Consider the following 18,396-nt stretch of genomic DNA (forward strand, 5'->3'; position numbering starts at 1 on the left):
CGCTATCTCCTGCCCATCGCAACGAGGAGACGCGTGATGAAAACCCGCAAGCTAGGAACTGAACTCGAAGTCTTCCCCGTCGGCCTCGGCTGCATGGGCATGAGCTTCGGCTATGGCGGCCAGCCGGAAGCTGAGGCGATCGCCACGCTGCGCCGCGCCGTCGAGATCGGCGTCACCTTCTTCGACACGGCCGAGGTCTACGGACCGTTCGAGAACGAGATCCTGCTCGGCAAGGCGCTGAAGCCGGTGCGTGACAAGGTGACCATCGCCACCAAATTCGGCTTCAAGATCGCCGAGGAAGGCTCAGGCACCGAGCGCATGATCGGCGTCGACAGCCGCCCCGAGCATGTCAAGGCGGTGGCCGAAGCCTCGCTCAAGCGGCTCGATACCGATGTCATCGACCTCTACTATCAGCACCGCGTCGACCCCAACGTGCCGATCGAGGATACGGTCGGCGCCATGGCTGAGCTGGTGCGCGAGGGCAAGGTGCGGGCGCTCGGCCTGTCGGAGGTAAGCGGTGCGACGCTGCGCCGGGCGCATGCCGTGCATCCGATCGCCGCTGTGCAGAGCGAATATTCGCTGTGGAGCCGCGACCCTGAGGACGAGGTCTTCGCCGTCTGCCGCGAGCTCGGCATCGGCTTCGTTCCCTACAGCCCTCTCGGCCGCGGCCTGCTCACCGGCACCATCGCCAAGCCCGACGCCCTCGGCGCCGGCGACTGGCGCCTTGGCCTGCCGCGTTTCCAGGCCGAAGCCATGGCAGCCAACAACGCCGTCATCGCGGTGCTGGAAAAGATGGCGGCCGAGAAGGGCGTGACGTCGGCGCAGCTGGCGCTCGCCTGGGTGCTGCACCAGGGCGATTTCATCGTGCCGATCCCCGGTGCAAGGAAGATACGCCATCTGGAGCAGAACACCGCGGCCGCCGGGATCGAATTGAATGCGGCGGAAGTCGCGGCTATCGGCGACGCGCTGTCGCCAGACAAGGTGGTCGGCAAGCGCTACACCGAAGAGCTGCTGGCGCTGGTGAATGGCTAGACACCCACCTGGATAACTGAAGGGGCGCTTCGGCGCCCCTTTTTTGCGTGGCGCGACGCAAAGTTGTGAGATGCCGGCGCGAGGCACCCCCTCTGGCCGGCCGGCCATCTCACCCGCAAGGGGGAGATCAGACTTCACTGCCGATTTCGCCAATTGCCAACGTTGAAAGAGAAGCGGCAGCGTTGAAGCTGCCAATCTCCCCCCTTGCGGGGGAGATGCCCGGCAGGGCAGGGGGGGGGGTGCCTCGCGCTGACGTCTCCAATTCCCTACCAAGGCACCACGCTGATCTCCGGCCAGTACTCGCTCGCCCGAGCACCCTTCGTCTCATGCGTCCGCTGATTGTCCAGCACCCTGTTCGGCGTGATGCGGAATGAGAAAATATCGTCGAGCCCGAACGGCGCAATCAGGTCCAACGCCCCGGCTCCATCGAACCGCACACCAACCGCATGCGTCTTCGACGCAAAGTAGCTGACGGATTCGCTGGCGCTCGCATAGCGCGGGCACTCCTGTCCGAACTTGAGCGGATACCAGAGATGCACGCGCGCCTGGTTGCGCACCTCGACCGGCAGCGCCAGTCCCTCGAAATGCCGCGCCGCCCGGCGGATCACCGCGTCCTCGGCTTCGTAGGAAAGGTCGGTATCGTCGAAATAGAACAGGTCGACATCCTTGATGCCGTAGCCCGGCGGCTTGCCGGTCAGATGGTTCCAGACGCTGTTGTAGAGCGCGCCGGAAACGACCAGCCAATCCGGCAAGGCGAGCGCACGCACCCGCGTCAGTGTTTCGGCAAGCAGCGGGTCGGCCGCGACGATGGCGAGAAACGCAGCGCGCTGCTCTTCGAACGGGAGTCCAGAATAGCGGAGATGGTCCATCGCCCTTTGGACGGCGATTCGCCATGCTCCGGCAATCCTCAGAAGCAATTCCAGGAAAAGTGCGTGGCGGTTTTCCGTCCGGAGTTGCGTAAAAGCAGAGCCTCGCTAGAGCCGGATGATTTCAGGTCGAACCGACCTGAAATCCGAATCCGGCTCTAAATCAAAGAGATAGAGCATGATGTCGCCCGAAAACCGCTTCACACTTTTCGGCATCATGCTCTAAGCCCTCAGCACGCCGCCCGTTTGCTTGTTGACGTTCTCGACGATGCGTTTTGCGAGCGCCTCGAAATCCTCGTCGGTCAGCGTCTTTTCGACCGGCTGGATCGAGACTTCGATGGCGATCGATTTCTTGGCGGCGCCGAGCGCAGCGCCCTCGAAGACGTCGAACACCGAAACGCCGGTGACCAGCTTCTTGTCGGCCGCGAGCGCCGCACGCACCAAGGTACCTGCCTCGACCGACCTGTCGACGACGAAGGCGAAGTCGCGCTTTACCGCCTGGAAGGGCGATAGCTCCAGCTTCGGCTTGGTGCGTGTCGGCTTGGCCTTGGGCTCCGGCACGGCGTCGACATAGACTTCGAAGCCGCAGATCGGTCCGACAACGTCGAGCGCTTCGAGCGTCTTCGGATGGAATTCACCGAAGGTGCCGAGCACGGTCTTCGGCCCGAGCTTGATCGTGCCGGAGCGGCCGGGATGGTACCAGGCCAGGCCGCCTGCTTCGACCTGCAGCCGGTCGACCGGCGCGCCGCAGGCTTCGAGCGCCGCGATCGCATCCGCCTTGGCGTCGAACACGCCCACCGGTCCGGCATTGCCGGACCAGCTGCGGCCGGAACCGTCGAGCTTGGCCGTGCCGCGCCTGACGCCGGCGGCGACGCGCCGCTGCTGGTCGGCCATGTCGCCCTCATAGGTGCCGGAAACCTCGAACAGCGCCACGTCGCCGATGCCTCGATCGGCATTGCGTTGCGCAGCAGCGATCAACCCCGGCAGCAGCGAGGGCCGCATGTCGGACATGTCGGCGGCGATCGGATTGACGAGCTTCAGCGCGTTCTGGCCGCCGCCGAACAGCTCGGCGTGCTTGGCCGGGATGAACGACCAGGTGACGGCCTCCATCATGCCGCGCACGGCCAGCGCGCGCTTGGCCGCCCGGGTGCGCACCTGCAGCACGGTCAGGATCTTGCCGTTGACCGCGTCATGCGAGGTCAGCGGCTCGGCCAAGATGTTGTCGACGCCGTGGATGCGCATCACTTCCTCGACCAGGTCGGCCTTGCCGTCGATATCCGGCCGCCAGGACGGCACCTTCACCTCGACGGCGTCGCCCGAGCTGCGCGGCTCGAAGCCGAGCCTGGTCAGGATCCCGAGCGCTTCCTCTCTTGGCACCTCGATGCCGGTCAGCCGCTTCACTTCCGAGAGCGGGAAGAAGATGATCTTCGGCTTGTGGCCGGCATAGCCTGCCACCTCGATTTCCGTCGGCGTGCCGCCGCAGAAATCGAGCACCAGCTTGGTGGCGAGCTCGACGCCGGGCACCATGAATTCGGGATCGACGCCGCGCTCGAAGCGGTAGCGCGCATCGCTGATGATGCCGAGCGCGCGGCCGGTGCGGGCCGTCGCGATCGGGTCCCAGAGCGCCGACTCGATCAGCACGTCGGTGGTGTTCTCGCCGCAGCCCGAATGCTCGCCGCCCATGATGCCGGCGATCGATTCGACGCCATCGTCGTCGGCGATCACGCACATCTCCGGCGTCAGCGCGTATTCGCGCCCGTCGAGCGCCAGCACCTTCTCACCGTCCCTGGCGCGGCGCACCACGAGATTGCCGGCGACCTTGTTGGCGTCGAAGACATGCAGCGGCCGGCCGCGGTCGAAGGTGACGTAGTTGGTGATGTCGACCAGCGCGCTGATCGGCCGAAGCCCGATGGCGATCAGCCGCTGCTGCAGCCATTTCGGCGACGGGCCGTTCTTGACGCCTTTGACCAGCGTCAGCGCGAAGCCGGGGCAGAGTTCCGGCGCCTCGATCTTGACCTTGACCGGGCACATGCCTTCGCCGGCATGCGGCATGATCGCGCCGCCGGTGAGGCGGCCGAGGCCGCTCGCCGCGAGATCGCGCGCGATGCCGTAGACGCTGGCCGCGTCCGGCCGGTTCGGCGTCAGATTGATCTCGATCACCGGATCGTCGAGATGCGCATAGGCCGCGAAGCTGGTGCCGACCGGCGCATCCTCGGGCAGGTCGATGATGCCGCTGTGCTCGTCCGACAGTTCCAGCTCGCGCTCGGAGCACATCATGCCGTGGCTTTCGACGCCGCGGATCTTGCCGACCGAGAGCGTCACGTCGATGCCGGGGATATAGGTGCCGGGCGCCGCGAAGGCGCCGATCAGGCCGGCCCGCGCGTTGGGCGCGCCGCACACCACCTGCACCGGCGGCTTGCCGTCGCCGGCATCGACGGTCAGCACGCGCAGGCGATCCGCGTCGGGATGCTGCACCGCGGTCAGCACCCTGGCGATGACGAAGGGTTTCAGGCTCGCCTTGTCGTCGACATGCTCGACTTCCAAGCCGATCGCGGTCAGTCGCTCGACGATCTCGGCAAGCGAAGCGTCGGTCTCGAGATGGTCCTTGAGCCAGGAGAGGGTGAATTTCATGACTGTGTTCCGTCCGGGTTAGACGATGATGGTCTTGGCACGCTGGTCTTGAGATGGCGCGGCAAGTCGTCCGGCATATGCAGGAAGGGAAGCTGCTCGCGCACATGGGCATGCAGCGTCGGCCTGAAATAGGCCGGCATGTCCATGGCGCCGAGCATGAAATAGATGTGGCCGTTGAGCCGCTCGTCACTATAGGCGATCGGCGAACCGCAGATGCCGCAGAACGAGCGCTCCACTGGGCCGTTCCGGTAGGCCTTCAGCGACTTGCCTTCGAGCGCGACCTGGTCGGCCATGAAGCCGACGAAGGCCGACACCGGCGCGCCGCTGGCGCGCCGGCAATCGCCGCAATGGCAATAGCTGATATGGTGCGGCTCGGCGGACGCCTCGAACCGTACCGCGCCGCAGCGGCAGCCGCCGGCATGCGGGGCGGTCACGTCGACAGCCCCCCGAACAGCGTCGGCAGGTCGAGCGGGCGAAAGCCGTAATGCGTGAGCCAGCGCACGTCGGCGTCGAAGAAGGCGCGCAGGTCCGGCATGCCGTATTTCAGCATGGCGATGCGGTCGATGCCCATGCCCCAGGCGAAGCCTTGATATTCGTCGGGATCGAGCCCGCCGGCGCGCAGCACGTTGGGATGCACCATGCCGCAGCCCAGGATCTCCATCCAGTCGGAGCCTTCGCCGAAGCGCACTTCGCCGGGCCGCGAGCGGTCGCACTGGATGTCGACCTCGAGGCTGGGTTCGGTGAACGGGAAGAAGGACGGCCGAAAGCGCATCTTGACCGACGGCACCTCGAAGAAGGCCTTGCAGAACTCCTCCAGCACCCACTTCATGTTGGCGACGTTGGCTGTCTTGTCGACTACCAGTCCTTCGACCTGATGGAACATCGGCGAGTGCGTGGCGTCCGAATCCTGCCGGTAGGTCTTGCCGGGGATGACGATGCGGATCGGCGGCTTCTGCCGCTCCATGGTGCGGATCTGCACCGGCGAGGTGTGTGTGCGCAACAGCTTGCGCTCGCCCTTCTCGTCCGGCTGGAAGAAGAAGGTGTCGTGCATCTCGCGGGCCGGATGTCCCTCGGGGAAATTCAGCGCGGTGAAGTTGTAATAATCGGTCTCGATATCCGGACCTTCGGCGATGGCGAAGCCGAGGTCGCCGAAGATCGCCGCGATCTCGTCGATCACCTGGCTGATCGGATGGATGCGGCCGCGCTCGGCCGGCGACTGGCGCACCGGCAGCGTGACATCGACTTTCTCGGCGGCAAGCCGTGCGGCGATCGCGACGTCCTTCAGCTCCGCCTTGCGCGCGCTCAGCGCTTCGGTGACGCGGTTCTTCAGGCCGTTGATCGCCGGGCCTTTCACCTGGCGCTCCTCGGCGCTCATGGCGCCGAGCGTCTTCAGCATTTCGGAGACCGAGCCCTTCTTGCCCAGCGCTGAGACGCGCACCGCCTCGATCGCCTGCTCGTCGGTCGCGGCCGCGATATCGGCCAGAAGGGAATTTTCGAGAGTGTCCATGTCGCTCATGTTCCGGACCCGATTGGAAGCAAAGAAAAACCCGCGCCAGCCCTGCCAGCGCGGGTTTCCCAAATCAAGTGTCGAATATGCTTGGGAAGGCGCTGGTTAGGCTACAGCGCTCTCAAAAGCATTCGGCGTGGTGTTCTTCAGATATTCGAGCGCGACCTTGGCCTTGGCGACAAGTGCTGCGAAAGCCTGCGGCTCGTGGATGGCCATGTCCGAAAGCACCTTGCGGTCGATCTCGATGCCGGCCTTGTTGAGGCCGTCGATGAAGCGGCCATAGGTCAGGCCATGCTCGTGCACCGCCGCGTTGATGCGCTGGATCCACAGCGCGCGGAACGAGCGCTTGCGGTTCTTGCGGTCGCGATAGGCGTACTGCAGCGACTTCTCCACCGCCTGCTTGGCGATGCGGATGGTGTTCTTGCGGCGGCCGTAGAAACCCTTGGCGGCTTTCAGGACCTTCTTGTGCTTGGCGTGGGCGGTGACGCCTCTCTTTACGCGTGCCATGTCATGATCTCCTTAAAACGCTGTTCCGGACCGAAATGCTTAAAGGCCGTTCGGCAGAAAATTCTTGATGACCTTCTTGCCGTCCGGTTCAGCCAGAACCATCGTGCCGCGGGCATCGCGAATGAACTTGTTGGAACGCTTGATCATGCCGTGGCGCTTGCCGGCGGCAGCCGACAGCACCTTGCCGGTGGCAGTAATCTTGAACCGCTTCTTGGCGGCCGATTTGGTCTTCATCTTGGGCATTTTGCTACTCCGTATCATGGGCGCACAATCGCGCTTCTTTTCTCGCTTCGGGCCGACCAAAGCCCGAAAAGCAAATGAAACCGCCACGGCATGCCCTGCCGGGCGGTTTTCCTCTTCATTCTGCGTATCGTGCCTATAGCCGATACACGGAACGGCGGTCCTATAGATCAAAGACGGTCCGCGCGCAACACCTCAACCGATGCGACGCTCTGTCCCCAAGTCAGGGCAACCGGAACCACACCGGCAGCATCCCCGACTGCTGGGCGCCGTCGATCAGCTCGAAGGCAGGCAGCGCCACCAGGAACACAAGCCCGTCGAGCAGCGTGTTCAAGAGCAGGCGCGGCTTGAAGCTGCCGGTGTCGCCTTCCTGGTAAAGCGAGAGTTTTGGAAAGAAACGCGGCACGCGCGTCAGGTAGGCTTCGTAAGGGGCGCCGAGCGCCTGCTTGAGGAATTTCTCCTCGCGCAGGATGACGATATGGAAGGCCCCGGCGCACAGAAGCGCGAACAGGACGATGCCGCTGAACGAGCCGATCTGGGCGCCAACACCGGCTGCGGCCACCGTCGAGAACACATAGAGCGGGTTGCGGGTGATCGAATAGGGTCCGCCGGTGACCACTTCGGAGGATTTGCGCCCGCCGATATAGAGCGTCGACCACAGCCGCCCGACGACGCCGAGGAAGATCAGCAGCACGCCGAACATCTCGATCGACTCATGCATCGGCGTATCCGGCGGAAAGGTCGACTGGCCGAACAGCAATGCCGCGAACAGCACCACGATCAGCACCGCCAGCACCAGCCTGCGCATCTGCTGGTAGGCGCCCAACCCGGCGGGCGGGTCGTCATTCGCGAATTTCACGTCATCGACCATGATTGCAGTCCGATCGTCGAGGGTTGCCGGCGATCGGGTAGGCGCCCCACCGATCGTCGGGACGCCGTGCTCCGCAATTCAGGCGGATTTTGGAGCACGAAGCAGCGCCGGCCGGTCAATTCTCTTTCTCGAAACCGTGATCGGTGCGACGGATTGGGCGGTCGCGCCGGATGGCTCCTGGAGGGAAAGGAAATGTGAGGCGCCCTGTCAGCGGGGCGCCAGCACCATCATCATCTGGCGGCCTTCGAGCTTCGGCTCCGCCTCGACCTTGGCGATCGGCGCCACTTCCTCGCGGACCTTGTTCAGGAGCTGCATGCCGAGCTCCATATGCGCCATCTCGCGGCCGCGGAAGCGCAGCGTCAGCTTGACCTTGTCGCCTTCCTCGAAGAAGCGCCGCACGGCCTTCATCTTGGTCTCGTAGTCATGGCTGTCGATGTTCGGGCGCATCTTGATCTCCTTGATCTCGATGACCTTCTGGTTCTTGCGTGCTTCGGCCGCCTTCTTCTGGTTGGCGTATTTCAGCTTGCCAAGATCGAGGATCTTGGTGACGGGCGGCTGCGCGTTGGGCGATATCTCGACGAGATCGAGCCCGGCCTCTTCGGCCAGAAGCAGCGCGTCGTTGATGGAAACTTCGCCACGGTTGTGGCCTTCTGCGTCGATGAGCTGGACCCGGGGCACCCGGATGTCTCGATTGGAGCGCGGACCGTCCTTGGTGGGTGCCGCTGCTTTGAAAGGTCTGCGAATGGTCGTGGTCTCCTCGGCCGTTTTCGTTCAGGGTTTTTGAGTTCGATCTGTGAACGCGCCTATGTGGTGAGCGCGCGGCCGGAGTCAATAGCACAGCCTCGCCAGGAAATCACCTCAAAGCTTGCCCGCAAAAGCTAGCTGTCGCCTGCACCAAGCAAAGAAACGTCGCGAGCACTTTTCCGCGAACCATTGGTTGTGCCAAAAGACCGGCCGGGAAGGACAAGGTCATGAACGCCAGCGCACCAGTTTTCATCGACGTGGACGGAGCGGAGATCGCCGTCAGGCAGGCGCCGGGTGCCGCCCCTGGCGTCGTCTGGCTGGGCGGCTACAAGTCCGACATGTTGGGCACCAAGGCCGAAGCGCTGTCGGCCTGGACGGCCAGCGAAGGCCGCGCCTATCTGCGCCACGACTATTCCGGCCATGGCGAATCCGGCGGCGAGTTCGCCGACGGCACGATCTCGAAATGGCTGGCCGAGAGCCTCGCCGTCTTGCGGAGCTTCAGCAAGGGCAAGCAGATCCTGGTCGGCTCCTCGATGGGGGCCTGGATCGCGCTGCGCATGGTGCAGGAATTGCGCAAGGCCGGCGACGATCGCGTCGCCGGCCTGGTTCTGCTGGCGCCGGCGCCGGATTTTACCGCCGAATTGATCGAACCGGTGCTGACCAAGGCGCAAAAGCGCGACCTTTCGAAAAAGGGATTTTTCGCCGAACCGTCGGATTATTCGGACGAGCCTTATATCTACACGCGCGCGCTGATCGAGGATGGCCGGGCGAACCGGGTGATGACCGGGCCGATCGACACCCATTGCCCGGTGCATATTCTGCAGGGTCTCGCCGATCCGGACGTGCCATCGGGGCATGCGTTAAAACTCGCGGCCCTGCTGCCGTCCGATGACGTCACGCTGTCGCTGATCCCCGACGGCGATCATCGCCTGTCGCGCCCGCAGGACCTCGACCTGCTCAAGCGCGCCGTCGGCGACATGGCCCGGCGGGTCGCCTGACGATGCGCATCTCCATTCCGATATCCGCCTTCGTCGCGGCAATCGTCGGCTTCGGTGGCACTTTAGCCATCATCATTGCCGCCGCCAAGGCGGTCGGCGCCACGCAGATCGAGACCGCAAGCTGGGTGACGGCGATCTGCCTGGCCATGGCCATCGAATGCCTGTGGCTGTCCTGGCGCACCAAGATGCCGGTCATCACCGCCTGGTCGACGCCGGGCCTGGCGCTGATTGCCGCCTCCAGCGGCTTCACGATGCCGGAAGCCGTCGGCGCCTTCATCGTCACCGGCATGCTTCTGATCGCCACCGGCCTGTTCAAGCCGCTGACCCGACTGATCGCGATGATACCCGCCTCGGTCGCATCCGGCATGCTGGCCGGCATCCTGGTCGGCTTCGCCATCAGTGCGGTGAAGGCCATCCCCGCCGATCCGTGGCTGATCCTGCCGCTGATCGCCGCCTTCTTCGTCATCCGGCTGTTCAACCCGGCGGTCTCGGTCCTGGTGGTGCTGATCGGCGGCGGCCTTGCCGCCTTCCTCACCGGCCGCGTCGGCGGCCTGCCGGCGCCGGAGCTGTCGACGCTGACGCTGGTCGCGCCGCAGTTTACCATCTCGGCAATCGTCGGCCTGGCCCTGCCGCTCTACCTCGTCACCATGGCCTCGCAGAATCTGTCCGGCCTCGCCGTGCTGAAAGCCGCCGGCTATCACCCGGAGCCCGGCCCGCTGATCGGCGTCACCGGCCTGTTTTCGCTGCTCTCGGCGCCGTTCGCCGCCTCGACCACCAATCTGGCGGCGATCTCGGCGGCGATCTGCACCGGCCCGGATGTCCATCCCGACCCCGCCGAACGCTGGAAGACCGGGCCGTTCTATTCACTCGCCTACCTGGTCTTTGCCATCTTCGGCGCCTCGCTGGTGGCGATCTTCGCTGTCCTGCCGCAGAGCCTGATCGTGCTGGTCGCCGGCCTGGCGCTGACGGCGCCTTTAGCCAACGCGCTGTCGATCGCGCTCCATGACGCGGACGAGCGCATGTCGGCCACCGTCACCTTCGCGGTGACGGCCTCGGGGCTCACTTTGTTCGGCGTCGGCGCGGCGTTCTGGGGGCTCGTTGCCGGAATGGCAGTGCTTTTCCTCGAAAAACTCAAAAAGCGATAATCATTTCAGACCCTTCGCCGGTTTTGGCCGAACTTGCCTTGAATCGCCGATTTCGCCTTCCCATTTCGATTCCACGCAGCCGGTTTGGCTGTCTCCAATGGAAGGATTGGGAGAAATGAACACAACCGCATTGATCCGTCCGGCCTGGACGCCGGCTACCATCGCGCTGATGGTGATCGGCTTCATGGTGTTCTGGCCGCTCGGCTTCGCCATGCTCGCCTACATCATCTGGGGCGACCGGCTCGAAGGCTTCAAGCGCGACGTCAACCGCGCCACGGACGGCATCTTCGCCGGCTGCCGCCGCAGCTCCGACAAGGCTGCCCGCTGGGGCCATGGCTCGTCTCGCACTGGCAACGTCGCGTTCGACGACTGGCGCGAGAAGGAGCTCGAGCGCCTCGCCGAGGAGCGCCGCAAGCTCGACGAAATGCTCACCGAGTTCGACGAGTATGCGCGCGAGCTGCGCCGCGCCAAGGACCAGGAAGAGTTCGACCGCTTCATGGCTGAGCGCAACAAGCGGACTGCGCCGACCACCACGAACGACGCGACCGGAAAGCCCGCACCGAAGCGCGGCAAGGGCACGAACCTGCTCGACGACTGAGATCCTGCGACAGGTCTCGGCACGATAAGACGGCGTCGCGCAAGCGGCGCCGTTTCTTTTTTGTTCTCCATATAGCTTCAGTCTACTGGCCGTTTTCCTCGAATCGCGTATCGTCCAGCCATGTCCCTCGGCTTCTTTCGCAACCTGACCAAGCCAAAGCCCAAGCCCGTCGTCGAGCGCGAGCATTGCGTCGCCGGCCGCACACTGCCGCTCAAGATTGTCGAGAGCGCCAGGGCCCGGCGGCTGACGCTGCGCATCGATTCCGGCGGCCAGGGCCTGCGCATCACCGTGCCGCCCGGCCTGCGGCGCGGCGAGGTGGAGAAGTTCCTCGACCGTCATCAAGACTGGCTGGAGCAGCGCCTGGCCAAGGTGCCGATGCGGCCGCAGGTGCGGCCCGGCATCAAGGTCCCGATCCGCGGCGTGCCGCATCGCATCGTCCATGAGCCGGCAAAGCGCGGCACCGTCACCATCGCGCGCGACGATCGCGGCCCGCTGCTGATCGTCCATGGCGAGCGCATTCACCTGCCGCGCCGCATTGCCGATTATCTGAAGCGCGAGGCCAAGCGCGAGATCGAGAAGCTGGTGGTCAAGCATACCGAGGCGATCGGCAAGCGCGCCAAGGCAATCCGGTATAAGGATACCTCCAGCCGCTGGGGGTCATGCACGTCGGAGGGCAATCTTTCCTTCTCGTGGCGCATCATGATGGCGCCGCCGCCGGTCATCAATTACCTGGTGGCGCACGAGGTCGCGCATCTGAAAGAGATGAACCACGGTCCGAAATTCTGGAAATTGTGCGAAAAGCTCTGCCCCGACACCGACCGCTGCAAGGACTGGCTGAAGCGCAACGGTGGGGCGTTACAGGCGATCGTGTTTGAGTAAGGCTGGCGGCGGCTGGAAAGGGAACAAAAGCTGCCACGCCGCGATCCTTCCCACCCCCTCTGGCCTGCCGGCCATCTCCCCCGCAAGGGGGGAGATTGGATGTTGCCACGGCTTTCGCCAATCTCAAGCGTTGCAGGAAGGGCTAAGCGCCGAAGCTGCTGATCTCCCCCCTTGCGGGGGAGATGGCCGGCAGGCCAGAGGGGGGTGCTGTCCCGCCGCCTTTTCCCCAATTATCTACCTTCGGCTCGCACCGACCTTGACCGCTCAATCGTCATTCGCCGCATTAAGCTCTTCCGGCCGCAGCCCTTCCTCGCCCTGATGCGGCCATGGCAAAAAATTCCGGTCGAAGGCATCGCTGCCGAAATAATCCAGCGCCCGGTGCGCCTCGGCGCCGTTGAAGTCGGACTTCTCCATCAGATGCGCGATTACCTCGCGCGCCTGCGCGATCTTCTGCCTGAGTTCGGCGACGGTCTGGTCGGCCATGATTGTTGCTCCCGCCTTGTCTCCTGAGAAAGTTAGCGCTTTCTGATCGTCCGGCAACAGCATGCTTTTTCTCGACTCTTTGGCCGTTTCGTGCCAATCCCGCGCCATGACGCTCGACATCAAGATCTGCGGATTGAAGACCGACGCCGCGATGGCCGCCGCCCTTGCCGGCGGCGCCAGCCATGTCGGTTTCATTTTTTTCGCCAGGAGCCCTCGCTATATCGAACCCGTCGACGCCGGCCGCCTGCGCCGGGCTGCGATCGGCAAGGCCAAGGCGGTCGCCGTCACCGTCGATGCCGACGACGCCTTCCTCGACGAGATCGTCGCCGGGATGCGCCCCGACATGCTGCAGCTCCACGGCGCCGAAACATCGGAACGGGTGGCGGAGCTCAAGGCGCGCTACGGCCTGCCGGTGATGAAGGTGCTGTCGGTCAGCGAAGCGGCGGATCTCGACCGGCTGAAACCCTATATCGGCATCGCCGACCGCTTCATGTTCGACGCCAAGCCGCCCAAGGGGTCGCAATTGCCGGGCGGCAACGGCGTCGCCTTCGACTGGCGCATCCTTGCCGGCCTTGACGCCGGCCTCGATTACATGCTTTCCGGAGGGCTCAACGCCGCCAATGTCGGCGATGCCCTGAGACTGGCCAATCCGCCCGGAATAGACATCTCGTCCGGCGTGGAAAGCGCTCCGGGCGTCAAGGATCCGGCGCTGATCGAGCAGTTTTTCCGGGCCGTGAGGGCCGCGCGCGACGACCGCGCCGCCTGACGAACCCAACCTGGGCATGCCGCGGAAAGGCGAAAGCCGGCCTTCCGGCAGGCTCACCAGTCAAGACTTAGGAGATCGGCGATGGACAAGCCGGCTATGCCCAATTCCTTCCGCACCGGGCCCGACGAGCAGGGCATGTTCGGCATTTTCGGCGGCCGCTTCGTCGCCGAGACGCTGATGCCGCTGATCCTCGACCTCGAAGAGCAATGGAACAAAGCCAAGAACGATCCGGAGTTCAAGGCCGAGCTGCAGAACCTCTCCACCCACTATGCCGGGCGGCCGTCGAAGCTCTATTTCGCCGAGGGCCTGACCAAGCATCTTCGTGAAGTTTCCTCGGCGAAGGGCCTCGGGGGCGGCGCCAAGGTCTATTTCAAGCGCGAGGACCTCAACCACACCGGCTCGCACAAGATCAACAACTGCCTCGGCCAGATCCTGCTCGCCAAGCGCATGGGCAAGAAGCGCATCATCGCCGAGACCGGCGCCGGCCAGCATGGCGTCGCTGCCGCCACGGTTGCGGCGCGCTTCGGCTATCCTTGCGTCGTCTACATGGGCGCCACCGACGTCGCCCGCCAGAGCCCCAACGTCTTCCGCATGAAGCTGCTCGGCGCCGAGGTGCGGCCGGTCACCGCCGGCCACGGCACGCTGAAGGACGCCATGAACGAGGCCCTGCGCGACTGGGTGACCAATGTCGAGGGCACCTATTACCTGATCGGCACCGCCGCCGGTCCGCATCCCTATCCGGAGCTGGTGCGCGATTTCCAGTCGGTGATCGGCTCGGAAGCGCGTGCCCAGGTGCTTGAGCAGGAAGGCCGCCTGCCCGACGTCATCATCGCCGCCGTCGGCGGCGGCTCCAACGCCATCGGCCTGTTCCACCCCTTCCTCGACGACAGGCAAGTCCGCATCATCGGCGTCGAAGCCGGCGGGCGCGGCCTCGACGGCGTCGAGCATTGCGCCTCGATGAATGCCGGCCAGCCCGGCGTGCTGCACGGCAACCGCACCTATCTCCTGCAGAATTCGGACGGCCAGATCCTCGATGGCCATTCGATCTCGGCCGGTCTCGACTATCCCGGCGTCGGGCCTGAGCATTCCTGGCTGCGCGATTCGGGCCGCGTCCAATATGAGCCGATCCTCGACGACGAGGCGCTGGAAGCCTTCCAGCTGACGACCCGCGTCGAAGGCATCATCCCGGCGCTGGAATCCGCGCATGCCATCGCGCATGCGATGAAGATCGTGCCGACCATGGACAAGGACCAGATCGTCATCGTCAACCTGTCCGGCCGCGGCGACAAGGACGTGCACACGGTGGCCTCGATGCTGGGCATGGAGATCTGACAATGACGACCCGCATCGACCGCCGCATGGCGAAGCTCAAATCCGAGGGCCGTCCGGCTTTGGTCACCTACATCATGGGCGGCGATCCGGACTACGACACCTCTCTAGCCATCATGAAGGCGCTGCCGGGCGCCGGCGCCGACGTCATCGAGCTCGGCATGCCTTTCTCCGATCCGATGGCCGACGGTCCGGCCATCCAGGCGGCGGGCCTGAGGGCGCTGAAAGGCGGCCAGACGCTGGTCAAGACGCTGAAGATGGCGGCTGAATTCCGCGCCGGCGACGACGAGACGCCTATCGTGCTGATGGGCTACTACAACCCGATTTACATCTATGGTGTCGATCGCTTCCTCGCCGATGCCAAGGCCAGCGGCATCGATGGCCTGATCGTCGTCGACCTGCCGCCGGAGATGGACGAGGAGCTCTGCATCCCGGCGCTGAAGGCCGGCATCAATTTCATCCGGCTGGCGACGCCGACCACCGACGACAAGCGGCTGCCCAAGGTTTTGGAGAACACTTCCGGCTTCGTCTACTACGTGTCGATGACCGGCATCACCGGCTCGGCCCTTGCCGACACGGCCAAGGTCGCGACGGCGGTCAAGCGCATCAAGGGCCACACCGCGCTGCCCGTCTGCGTCGGCTTCGGCGTCAAGACCGCCGAGCAGGCCCGGGTGATCGGCGCCTCGGCCGACGGCGTCGTCGTCGGCACCGCGATCGTCAACGCGGTTGCCAATGTGCTGGGACCCAAGGGCGAGAAGACCGCCGATCCGGCCGAGGCGGTCGCCACTTTGGTCAGCGGCCTCGCCCAGGGCGTGCGCTCTGCCCGCCTTGCTGCCGCCGAATAGTCTTCCTACGTCTATCTTCCAGGACAGGAGCCGAAGCCATGAACTGGATCACCAATTACGTCCGTCCGAAGATCAATTCGATGCTCGGCCGGCGCACCGACATGCCGGAAAACCTCTGGATCAAGGATCCCGAGACCGGCGAGATGATCTTCCACAAGGACCTGGAATCCAACCAGTTCGTCATCCCGGCTTCCGGCCATCACATGAAGATCTCGGCCAAGGAGCGGCTGAAATACTTCTTCGACGACGGCAAATACGAGACGCTGGACAATCCCAAGGTCGTCCAGGACCCGCTGAAGTTCCGCGACGAGAAGCGCTACACCGATCGCCTAAAGGAGGCGAAGGCCAAGACCAGCCTCGAGGATGCGATCCTCAATGCCGCCGGCACCATCGATGGCCTGCCGGTCGTCGTCACCGTGCAGGATTTTGCTTTCATGGGCGGCTCGCTCGGCATGGCGGCCGGCGAAGCCATTGTCCACGCCTTCGAGGTCGCCCTCCAGCGCAGGCGGCCGCTGATCCTGTTCGCCGCCTCGGGCGGCGCCCGCATGCAGGAGGGTATCCTCTCGCTGATGCAGCTGCCGCGCACCACGGTCGGTGTCGACCGGCTGAAGGAAGCCGGCCTGCCCTATATCGTCGTGCTCACCAATCCGACGACGGGCGGCGTCACCGCCTCCTATGCCATGCTGGGCGACGTCCACATCGCCGAGCCCGGCGCGCTGATCGGCTTTGCCGGCCCGCGTGTCATCGAGCAGACCATCCGCGAGAAGCTGCCCGACGGCTTCCAGCGCGCCGAATACCTGATGGAGCATGGCATGGTCGACATGGTGGTCTCGCGGCTGGAGATGCGCCAGACCATCGCGCGGCTCTTGAAGATGCTGCTCAAGATGCCGGCGCCAGAGAAGCCGGTCGAGCCAGAAATCTTGCCGCCGGCGGTCGTCAACGCGGAATCCCGGCCGCAGGCCTGACGCGACACCGTTCGCCGCGAACCGCGATTGCGCGCCAGCCGGGCTGCGCTTAGGATTCTGCCATGACAACGCTCGCCGCCGACCGCGAAATCGAACAGCTGATGACGCTCCACCCGAAAGGCTTCGACCTTTCGCTGGACCGCATCACCCGCCTGCTCGAACGTCTCGGCAATCCGCAGGACCGGCTGCCGCCGGTCATTCATATCGCCGGCACCAACGGCAAGGGCTCCTGCGCCGCCTTTGCGCGGGCGCTGCTGGAGGCGGCTGGCCACCTCGTCCACGTCCATACCTCGCCGCATCTGGTGAACTGGCACGAGCGCTACCGGCTGGCGGCAGAGGGCGGCGGCAAGCTGGTCGACGACGATGTCTTTGCCGAGGCCATCGCGCGCGTCGCCAAGGCCAATCAGGGCCAGAAGATCACCGTCTTCGAGATCCTCACCGCCGTCACCTTCATCTTGTTTTCCGAGCATCCGGCCGAAGCCGCGATCATCGAGGTCGGGCTCGGCGGCCGTTTCGACGCTACCAATGTCGTGGAGCGACCTGCGGTCTCGGTGATCATGCCGGTGTCGCTGGATCACGAAGCCTATCTCGGCGATCGGGTCGAGGTGATCGCGGCCGAAAAGGCCGGCATCATGAAGCGCGGCTGCCCGGTGGTGATCGGCGCGCAGGAAAGCGAGACGGCGCTTGAGGTGCTGATCGAGACCGCCGAGCGGCTCGACTGCCCGACCGTCGTCTACGGCCAGGATTTCCTGGCTTTCGAGGAGAACGGCCGCATGGTCTATCAGGACGAGGACGGCCTGATGGACCTGCCGCTGCCGCGCCTGCCTGGACGGCACCAGTTCGCCAATGCCGCCGCCGCGATCGCCGCGGTCAAGGCGGCCGGCTTCGAGATCGGCCACCGCGCCGCCGAACGCGCGATGGCCAATGTCGCCTGGCCGGCCAGGATGCAGAAGCTGACGCAGGGCCGTCTGGTGGACCTTGCGCCCAAGGGCGCCGAGATCTGGCTCGACGGCGGTCACAATCCGGGCGCCGGTGTCGTCATCGCCGAAGCGCTGGCCGAGCAGGAGGAAAAGAACCCGCGCCCTCTGATCCTCATCTCCGGCATGATCAACACCAAGGACCAGAGCGGCTATTTCAGCGCCTTCAAGGGGCTGGCCCGGCATGTCTACACGGTGCCGGTGAGCAAAAGCGACGCCGGCGTGCCGAATGACGAGCTGTCGCTGCGCGCCGCGGACGCCGGCCTGTCGGCCGAGCCGGTCGGCTCCGTCGCCAATGCGCTGATGCTGTTGCGCGACAGCTGGGACGGCCCGGCGCCGCGCATCCTCATCGGCGGCTCGCTCTATTTCGCTGGCGCGGTGCTGGACGAGAATGGCACGCCGCCGACCTGATAGGGGTACGACGGGACCATTGCTGGAACTATTCCAGGAAAAGTGCGTAGCGGTTTTCCGTTCGGAATTGCGCAGAAACAAGAGTTAGAGCGGCCATGATCAAGGTGAAGCAGCTCGCCCATGTCTGCATCTTCGCGCATGACCTGGAGGCGACGCGCGGCTTCTACCGCGACGTCCTCGGCATGGACACAAGGTTCAATTTCCTGCGCGACGGCAGGATCTTCGGCTTCTATCTCGATTGCGGCGGCCGCAGCCATGTCGAGGTGTTCGAGAAGAGCGAGGCCAGCTACAGCGAGCGCGACCAGATCAACCACTTCTGCCTGGAGGTGGAAGATATCGATGCCGCGATCACGCACATCCGATCGAAAGGCGTCGAGGTCACGCCGAAGAAGCTCGCCTGCGACGACACCTACCAGGCCTGGATCACCGACCCCAACGGCGTGAAGATCGAGCTGTTCGAATATACCGCAAAAAGCGCGCAATTTGCCGGCGGCGATCGCGTCGCCGACTGGTGACTATTTCAGCCAATTGATCGGTCCGAAATTCGGCTAGTTCCCGGCACAGGGATTTTGAAAGGTTGCCGTTTGTCTTGGTGCAAGATT

At 64.7% G+C, this 18,396-nt stretch carries 20 protein-coding genes; 11 read left to right on the top strand and 9 right to left on the bottom strand.

From position 1 onward, the window contains the following. Nucleotides 1-36: 36 nt before the first annotated feature. Complete coding sequence (locus EJ071_RS03510) at nt 37-1,032, top strand: aldo/keto reductase (RefSeq protein ID WP_126096835.1); 996 nt, start codon at nt 37-39, stop codon at nt 1,030-1,032. A gap of 266 nt (nt 1,033-1,298) precedes the next feature. Here the strand turns inward: EJ071_RS03510 and EJ071_RS03515 are convergent, their stop codons facing one another. The 8 genes from EJ071_RS03515 to infC all read right to left on the bottom strand — a co-directional run bounded on the left by EJ071_RS03515 (nt 1,299) and on the right by infC (nt 8,398). Beyond that, nucleotides 1,299-1,901 carry a nucleotidyltransferase family protein gene (locus EJ071_RS03515; RefSeq protein WP_126096836.1) on the bottom strand — a complete coding sequence of 201 codons (603 nt, stop codon included), beginning with the start codon at nt 1,899-1,901 and terminating at the stop codon, nt 1,299-1,301. A gap of 219 nt (nt 1,902-2,120) precedes the next feature. Further along, nucleotides 2,121-4,529, bottom strand: coding sequence for a phenylalanine--tRNA ligase subunit beta (gene pheT, locus EJ071_RS03520; RefSeq protein WP_126096837.1), 2,409 nt, complete (start codon nt 4,527-4,529; stop codon nt 2,121-2,123). Beyond that, nucleotides 4,526-4,963: a GFA family protein gene (locus EJ071_RS03525; RefSeq protein WP_126096838.1), complete on the bottom strand. Its 438-nt coding sequence runs from the start codon at nt 4,961-4,963 to the stop codon at nt 4,526-4,528. Before EJ071_RS03525 ends, pheT begins: the two co-directional genes overlap by 4 nt. Then, on the bottom strand, nt 4,960-6,045 hold the full coding sequence (gene pheS, locus EJ071_RS03530; protein ID WP_126096839.1) for a phenylalanine--tRNA ligase subunit alpha: 1,086 nt from the start codon (nt 6,043-6,045) through the stop codon (nt 4,960-4,962). Before pheS ends, EJ071_RS03525 begins: the two co-directional genes overlap by 4 nt. A 96-nt stretch (nt 6,046-6,141) precedes the next feature. Further along, the gene (gene rplT, locus EJ071_RS03535; protein WP_040968947.1) at nt 6,142-6,543 is read right to left on the bottom strand and encodes a 50S ribosomal protein L20; all 402 of its coding nucleotides are present in this window, start codon (nt 6,541-6,543) and stop codon (nt 6,142-6,144) included. A gap of 39 nt (nt 6,544-6,582) precedes the next feature. Further along, a complete protein-coding gene (gene rpmI / locus EJ071_RS03540) occupies nt 6,583-6,786 on the bottom strand; it encodes a 50S ribosomal protein L35 (RefSeq protein WP_027166935.1) in 204 nt (67 codons plus the stop codon). Between the two features lie 220 nt (nt 6,787-7,006). Then, nucleotides 7,007-7,654 carry an isoprenylcysteine carboxylmethyltransferase family protein gene (locus EJ071_RS03545; RefSeq protein ID WP_126096840.1) on the bottom strand — a complete coding sequence of 216 codons (648 nt, stop codon included), beginning with the start codon at nt 7,652-7,654 and terminating at the stop codon, nt 7,007-7,009. Nucleotides 7,655-7,861: 207 nt separating this feature from the next. Beyond that, the gene (gene infC, locus EJ071_RS03550) at nt 7,862-8,398 is read right to left on the bottom strand and encodes a translation initiation factor IF-3 (RefSeq protein ID WP_126096841.1); all 537 of its coding nucleotides are present in this window, start codon (nt 8,396-8,398) and stop codon (nt 7,862-7,864) included. Between the two features lie 227 nt (nt 8,399-8,625). Here infC and EJ071_RS03555 point away from each other — a divergent pair, with 227 nt between their 5' ends. From EJ071_RS03555 to EJ071_RS03570, 4 genes are all read left to right on the top strand, one after another. Continuing rightward, a complete protein-coding gene (locus EJ071_RS03555; protein ID WP_126096842.1) occupies nt 8,626-9,396 on the top strand; it encodes an alpha/beta hydrolase in 771 nt (256 codons plus the stop codon). A gap of 2 nt (nt 9,397-9,398) precedes the next feature. Next, nucleotides 9,399-10,541 carry a benzoate/H(+) symporter BenE family transporter gene (locus EJ071_RS03560; protein WP_126096843.1) on the top strand — a complete coding sequence of 381 codons (1,143 nt, stop codon included), beginning with the start codon at nt 9,399-9,401 and terminating at the stop codon, nt 10,539-10,541. Nucleotides 10,542-10,656: 115 nt separating this feature from the next. Further along, nucleotides 10,657-11,139 carry a DUF2852 domain-containing protein gene (locus EJ071_RS03565; RefSeq protein ID WP_126096844.1) on the top strand — a complete coding sequence of 161 codons (483 nt, stop codon included), beginning with the start codon at nt 10,657-10,659 and terminating at the stop codon, nt 11,137-11,139. Between the two features lie 120 nt (nt 11,140-11,259). After that, complete coding sequence (locus EJ071_RS03570; RefSeq protein ID WP_126096845.1) at nt 11,260-12,018, top strand: M48 family metallopeptidase; 759 nt, start codon at nt 11,260-11,262, stop codon at nt 12,016-12,018. A gap of 264 nt (nt 12,019-12,282) precedes the next feature. Here the strand turns inward: EJ071_RS03570 and EJ071_RS39140 are convergent, their stop codons facing one another. Next, nucleotides 12,283-12,621 (bottom strand): hypothetical protein, encoded by a 339-nt coding sequence (locus EJ071_RS39140; protein ID WP_245460161.1) that lies wholly within the window; start codon nt 12,619-12,621, stop codon nt 12,283-12,285. On the opposite strand from EJ071_RS39140, the gene EJ071_RS03585 reads away from it, so the two are divergent. From EJ071_RS03585 to EJ071_RS03610, 6 genes are all read left to right on the top strand, one after another. Beyond that, a complete protein-coding gene (locus EJ071_RS03585; protein WP_126096846.1) occupies nt 12,608-13,267 on the top strand; it encodes a phosphoribosylanthranilate isomerase in 660 nt (219 codons plus the stop codon). The genes EJ071_RS39140 and EJ071_RS03585 overlap by 14 nt on opposite strands. Before the next feature lie 81 nt (nt 13,268-13,348). After that, nucleotides 13,349-14,599: a tryptophan synthase subunit beta gene (gene trpB / locus EJ071_RS03590; RefSeq protein ID WP_126096847.1), complete on the top strand. Its 1,251-nt coding sequence runs from the start codon at nt 13,349-13,351 to the stop codon at nt 14,597-14,599. Nucleotides 14,600-14,601: 2 nt separating this feature from the next. Then, nucleotides 14,602-15,441: a tryptophan synthase subunit alpha gene (trpA, locus tag EJ071_RS03595; protein WP_126096848.1), complete on the top strand. Its 840-nt coding sequence runs from the start codon at nt 14,602-14,604 to the stop codon at nt 15,439-15,441. Nucleotides 15,442-15,479: 38 nt separating this feature from the next. Beyond that, complete coding sequence (gene accD, locus EJ071_RS03600) at nt 15,480-16,406, top strand: acetyl-CoA carboxylase, carboxyltransferase subunit beta (protein ID WP_126096849.1); 927 nt, start codon at nt 15,480-15,482, stop codon at nt 16,404-16,406. Nucleotides 16,407-16,468: 62 nt separating this feature from the next. Continuing rightward, on the top strand, nt 16,469-17,794 hold the full coding sequence (locus EJ071_RS03605) for a folylpolyglutamate synthase/dihydrofolate synthase family protein (RefSeq protein WP_126096850.1): 1,326 nt from the start codon (nt 16,469-16,471) through the stop codon (nt 17,792-17,794). Nucleotides 17,795-17,889: 95 nt separating this feature from the next. Beyond that, on the top strand, nt 17,890-18,309 hold the full coding sequence (locus tag EJ071_RS03610; RefSeq protein WP_126096851.1) for a VOC family protein: 420 nt from the start codon (nt 17,890-17,892) through the stop codon (nt 18,307-18,309). Nucleotides 18,310-18,396: the final 87 nt, after the last annotated feature.

The organism is Mesorhizobium sp. M1B.F.Ca.ET.045.04.1.1 (assembly GCF_003952465.1).
GTDB classification, from domain to species: Bacteria; Pseudomonadota; Alphaproteobacteria; order Rhizobiales; family Rhizobiaceae; genus Mesorhizobium; species Mesorhizobium shonense.

Excerpts from the sequence above, each read along its gene's own strand:
- EJ071_RS03510 (WP_126096835.1), top strand. The coding sequence starts at position 37 with ATGAAAACCCGCAAGCTAGGAACTGAACTCGAAGTCTTCCCCGTCGGC.
- EJ071_RS03515 (WP_126096836.1), bottom strand. The coding sequence starts at position 1,901 with ATGGACCATCTCCGCTATTCTGGACTCCCGTTCGAAGAGCAGCGCGCT.
- pheT (WP_126096837.1), bottom strand. The coding sequence starts at position 4,529 with ATGAAATTCACCCTCTCCTGGCTCAAGGACCATCTCGAGACCGACGCT.
- pheS (WP_126096839.1), bottom strand. The coding sequence starts at position 6,045 with ATGAGCGACATGGACACTCTCGAAAATTCCCTTCTGGCCGATATCGCG.
- rplT (WP_040968947.1), bottom strand. The coding sequence starts at position 6,543 with ATGGCACGCGTAAAGAGAGGCGTCACCGCCCACGCCAAGCACAAGAAG.
- rpmI (WP_027166935.1), bottom strand. The coding sequence starts at position 6,786 with ATGCCCAAGATGAAGACCAAATCGGCCGCCAAGAAGCGGTTCAAGATT.
- EJ071_RS03545 (WP_126096840.1), bottom strand. The coding sequence starts at position 7,654 with ATGGTCGATGACGTGAAATTCGCGAATGACGACCCGCCCGCCGGGTTG.
- EJ071_RS03555 (WP_126096842.1), top strand. The coding sequence starts at position 8,626 with ATGAACGCCAGCGCACCAGTTTTCATCGACGTGGACGGAGCGGAGATC.
- EJ071_RS03560 (WP_126096843.1), top strand. The coding sequence starts at position 9,399 with ATGCGCATCTCCATTCCGATATCCGCCTTCGTCGCGGCAATCGTCGGC.
- EJ071_RS03565 (WP_126096844.1), top strand. The coding sequence starts at position 10,657 with ATGAACACAACCGCATTGATCCGTCCGGCCTGGACGCCGGCTACCATC.
- EJ071_RS03570 (WP_126096845.1), top strand. The coding sequence starts at position 11,260 with ATGTCCCTCGGCTTCTTTCGCAACCTGACCAAGCCAAAGCCCAAGCCC.
- EJ071_RS03585 (WP_126096846.1), top strand. The coding sequence starts at position 12,608 with ATGACGCTCGACATCAAGATCTGCGGATTGAAGACCGACGCCGCGATG.
- EJ071_RS39140 (WP_245460161.1), bottom strand. The coding sequence starts at position 12,621 with ATGTCGAGCGTCATGGCGCGGGATTGGCACGAAACGGCCAAAGAGTCG.
- trpB (WP_126096847.1), top strand. The coding sequence starts at position 13,349 with ATGGACAAGCCGGCTATGCCCAATTCCTTCCGCACCGGGCCCGACGAG.
- trpA (WP_126096848.1), top strand. The coding sequence starts at position 14,602 with ATGACGACCCGCATCGACCGCCGCATGGCGAAGCTCAAATCCGAGGGC.
- accD (WP_126096849.1), top strand. The coding sequence starts at position 15,480 with ATGAACTGGATCACCAATTACGTCCGTCCGAAGATCAATTCGATGCTC.
- EJ071_RS03605 (WP_126096850.1), top strand. The coding sequence starts at position 16,469 with ATGACAACGCTCGCCGCCGACCGCGAAATCGAACAGCTGATGACGCTC.
- EJ071_RS03610 (WP_126096851.1), top strand. The coding sequence starts at position 17,890 with ATGATCAAGGTGAAGCAGCTCGCCCATGTCTGCATCTTCGCGCATGAC.